Source organism: Mesorhizobium sp. M2A.F.Ca.ET.037.01.1.1 (assembly GCF_003998075.1).
Classification (GTDB): Bacteria; Pseudomonadota; Alphaproteobacteria; order Rhizobiales; family Rhizobiaceae; genus Mesorhizobium.
This window is the reverse complement of sequence record NZ_RZSA01000999.1, coordinates 1-2318: the sequence shown is the minus strand read 5'-3', so window position 1 is coordinate 2318 and position 2318 is coordinate 1. Positions and strand designations below refer to the sequence as shown.

Annotated in this window: 2 protein-coding genes and 1 pseudogene; all 3 read right to left on the bottom strand. The window is 65.4% G+C overall.

From position 1 onward, the window contains the following. Positions 1–185, bottom strand: a pseudogene (locus tag EOA27_RS32500) (sugar ABC transporter substrate-binding protein); the annotation flags it as partial. A gap of 82 nt (positions 186–267) precedes the next feature. Next, a complete protein-coding gene (locus EOA27_RS32495; RefSeq protein WP_126083757.1) occupies positions 268–1176 on the bottom strand; it encodes a sugar phosphate isomerase/epimerase in 909 nt (302 codons plus the stop codon). Then, positions 1176–2207: a Gfo/Idh/MocA family oxidoreductase gene (locus EOA27_RS32490; RefSeq protein ID WP_126082028.1), complete on the bottom strand. Its 1032-nt coding sequence runs from the start codon at positions 2205–2207 to the stop codon at positions 1176–1178. Before EOA27_RS32490 ends, EOA27_RS32495 begins: the two co-directional genes overlap by 1 nt. Positions 2208–2318: the final 111 nt, after the last annotated feature.

Below are 2318 nucleotides of genomic sequence, written 5' to 3'. Positions count from 1 at the left end.
CCATTATAGACGATGGTGCCGAAGGCGTCGCCCTCGGCGCCGCCGACGAAGAAGCGGATGTGGACGTCCTTGCACCATTGGGCGTCAAGCGCCTTTGCCGGCAGAGTGGAGATCGAGGCACAGAGCGCCGTGGCGGCCGCCACGACGGTCGAGCGCAGAACAGTCCTTCTGGTCGTGATGCTCATGCACGTTCCTCCCTTTTGGTCCCTCGCGATGGAGGGTTTCGACAATGATTTGGATCGGCCGGCTCCTCCCGCCGGCCGGCGCTCAAACCGGATTGGGCAGGTAGCTGTTCCCTCCCCGGCATTGCTTCAGATAATCGAGAGCGCGCGCCTGGCCGGTGATCTCGAGATCGTCGCGATAGACAGGGTCGTGCCAGCCCTCGATGTCGATGGCGCCCTTGTAGCCGGCCAGCCGCAATTCGCTGATCACGCGCGTCCAGTCGCTGTCGCCGAAGCCCGGCGTGCGCATCTGCACGAAGGGCAGGCGGCCGAACACGCCATGCTCGCGGATCACGTCCCAGCGCACCGTCGCGTCCTTGCCATGGACATGGAAGATGCGCGGCGCCCATTTGCGGATCTGCGGGATCGGGTCGATCAGATAGACGAGCTGGTGGCAGGGCTCCCATTCCAGCCCGAGATTGTCGTTCGGCAACTCGTTGAACATCAGCTCCCAGGCGTCCGGGTTGTGGGCGATGTTCCAGTCGCCGCTCGCCCAATTGCCGTCCATGGCGCAGTTCTCGAAGGCGATGCACACGCCCTTGTCAGCGGCGCGCCTGGCCAGCGGTCCCCACACCTCGCGGAAGCGCGGCAGGCTGTCGGTCAGCTTCTTGCCGCGCAGGCGGCCGGTGAAGCCGCAGACCATCGAAGTGCCGAACAGATGCGCGTTGTCGATCACCGTCTCCCAGGCGGCGAGCACGCCGCGATCGACCTCGCCGCTTTCGAGTGGATTGCCGAACACACCGAGCGACGACACGGTGACGTCCGCATCACCGATCGCGTCACGGATTTCGCCCGCGAGGCGCTTCAGGTCCTTGCCGCCCAGCGTCTGCCAGAAGAAGGGCTGGATGCTCTCGAAGCCAAGCGGCAGGATCTGCTTCACGTAGGCGGCCGGATCGTCGAGATTGGCCCGCACCATGGTGCCGATCCTGATATCGAGAAGCGGGTTTGGCATCATCATCCTTCCTGGGTCGCGATCGCCACGCGCCGTCCGCTCTCCGCGCTTTCGATCGCGCCGAAGACCATGGCGAGGCTTTTGATATTGTCGGTGCCGCGGGTCTCCGGCTCGGTGCCGGTTTCGATCGCGCGCATGAAATCCTGGATGATGCCGAGATGTCCGCCGACGCGGTCGGCCGGGTCGAGCGCCGGCACCTCGATCGAATACGTCTTGTCGATGATACCGTCGCGGCCCGACGCAACCACCTCCGCCTTCAGCCCGTCATGGCCGTCCCACAGCAGGCTGCCGCGCTCGGCAACGACGCGCCAGCTGCCTTCCCAGCTGGTGCGAAAACCGTCGGCGCACCAGGAGCCGGCATAGGTGAAGACCTTGCCGCCGCCGAGGTCGAAGACGGCGCTCGCCGACGAGCCCTGCCGGTACCAGGAACTGGCCGGCTCCCATTCCTGGCAATAGACGCTGGCCGGCTCGCCGGCGACCATGTAGCGGGCGGCGTCGAAGGTGTGGATCGCCATGTCGAGCAAAAGCACATGGTCCATCTCCTCGCGAAAGCCGCCGAAATGCGGCGCGATGAAGAAATCGGCATGGATGCTGGTCGGCTTGCCGATGGCGCCGGAGTCGAGGAAGCGCCTGATCCGCCTGACATTGGCGACATAGCGCCGGTTCTGGACGACGGCATGGAGGCGCCCGGCCCGACGCGCCGCCGCGATGATGGCCCGCGCATTCTCTGGGCTGTCGGCCAGCGGCTTTTCGGTCAGCAGGTGGCAATGATGGGCAAAGGCAGAAAGCGCGACCTCGCGGCGTGCCGCCGGAACCACGACATCGAACACGGCGTCGGGTTTCGTCTCGTCGAGGACGGCGTCGAGGCTGGTGCCGATGACGGCGTTGCTCAGATCGTATTCGCGCGCCCTCGCCTGCGCCCGCTCGGCATCGAGATCGACAAAGCCGGCAATGGCGAGCCCGTCGATCTGCCTTGCGGCATCGAGCCACTGCCTGCTCATAGCTCCGCACCCGACCAGGACGACCTTCATCATCCAGCGCTCCTCCTCCGCTCGGCCCCTCCAGGCCGAGTGTCACGGCATTTCCGGCATCACCGTAAACGTCTTTCCGTAAACGTTTACGAGAACACACCCGAAGGCTTAGAA

What these genes read in the sequence shown, in the direction of transcription:
- EOA27_RS32495 (WP_126083757.1), bottom strand. Translation starts at nt 1,176, where the DNA reads ATGATGCCAAACCCGCTTCTCGATATCAGGATCGGCACCATGGTGCGG.
- EOA27_RS32490 (WP_126082028.1), bottom strand. Translation starts at nt 2,207, where the DNA reads ATGATGAAGGTCGTCCTGGTCGGGTGCGGAGCTATGAGCAGGCAGTGG.